The sequence below is a fragment of the Micromonospora parastrephiae genome, assembly GCF_016802865.1.
Classification (GTDB): Bacteria; Actinomycetota; Actinomycetes; order Mycobacteriales; family Micromonosporaceae; genus Micromonospora; species Micromonospora parastrephiae.
In genome coordinates, this window is sequence record NZ_JAEVHM010000414.1 from 1 (window position 1) to 1126 (window position 1126).

1 protein-coding gene is annotated in these 1126 nt (G+C 70.6%); it reads right to left on the reverse strand.

The window, feature by feature from the left end; genetic code table 11:
* Positions 1 to 181: 181 nt before the first annotated feature.
* Positions 182 to 859, reverse strand: a complete 678-nt coding sequence (locus JNW91_RS31505) for a lysophospholipid acyltransferase family protein (protein ID WP_203179058.1) — start codon at positions 857 to 859, stop codon at positions 182 to 184.
* Positions 860 to 1126 lie beyond the last annotated feature (267 nt).

Consider the following 1126-nt stretch of genomic DNA (forward strand, 5'->3'; position numbering starts at 1 on the left):
GGCGCTGGCGCTGGCGTTCGCGGCGGCGGAGCTGACCCGCGCCGGTGACCCGGCGGCCGCCCCGGGCGCCCCCGCGCCGAGCTGCGCACCTTCGCACTGCGCAACGACGCCCCCCGGCCTGCTGGCTCTCGCGGGACGGCCGATCAGCCCGACCGGGCCGGCCGTGGCCTGCTGAGGCGGGTCAGGCGGCCACCAGTTTGAGCTTCTGGGCGTAGACGTCGACGTACTCGCGGCCGGAGAGTTCCATCAACTCGTACATGATCTCGTCGGTGACCGCCCGCTCGACGAACCGGTCGCCGGCCATCCCGGCGTAGCGGGTGAAGTCCAGCGGGGCACCGAAGCGGATCCGCACCCGGTCGATCCTGGGGATCAGCTTGCCGGGCGGCTGGATCTCGTCGGCGTTGAGCATCGCCACCGGCACCACCACCGCGCCGCTCTCCAGGGCGAGCCGGGCCACCCCGGTCTTGCCCCGGTAGAGCCGCCCGTCCGGGGAGCGGGTGCCCTCTGGGTAGATGCCGGCCACTCCCCCGGCGCGCAACACCTGCAACTGGGTGTCCAGCGCCGCGCGAGCGGCCTGGCCGCCGGAGCGGTCCACCGGGATGGTGCCGGTGCCGACGAAGAACATCTTGGTCAGCCAGCCCTTGATGCCCTTGCCGGTGAAGTACTCGGCCTTGGCCACGAAGGTGACCTTCCGCGGGATGATCAGCGGCGTGAAGATCGAGTCGGAGAAGGAGAGGTGGTTGCTGGCCAGGATCACCGGACCGGTCGCCGGCACGTGGTGCAGGCCCTCCACCTGTGGGCGGAAGATCAGCTTGAGCAGCGGACCGAGGATGACGTACTTCAGCAGCCAGTAGAGCACCGGCGTCCTTTCCGTGGTGGGCCCGCGACAGCGCACCGCGCCCTCGCGCCGCCGTCGTCGTCGAGCCTACGAAGCGTGCGCTCTCCCCACAACGGACGGAACCCGGTTCCTGGCACGTATCGATCGTTGGCAGCTCAGCGGGGCGATGCTCGGAGGGTCGAGTCGCCCCGGCTGCCGACGATCATCGAGATCGCACGTGTCGCGCAAGAACGGACAAAGGAGCACTGCCCCGACCTGCGGCAGCAGCCGTGACTTTGCAAGACGCGA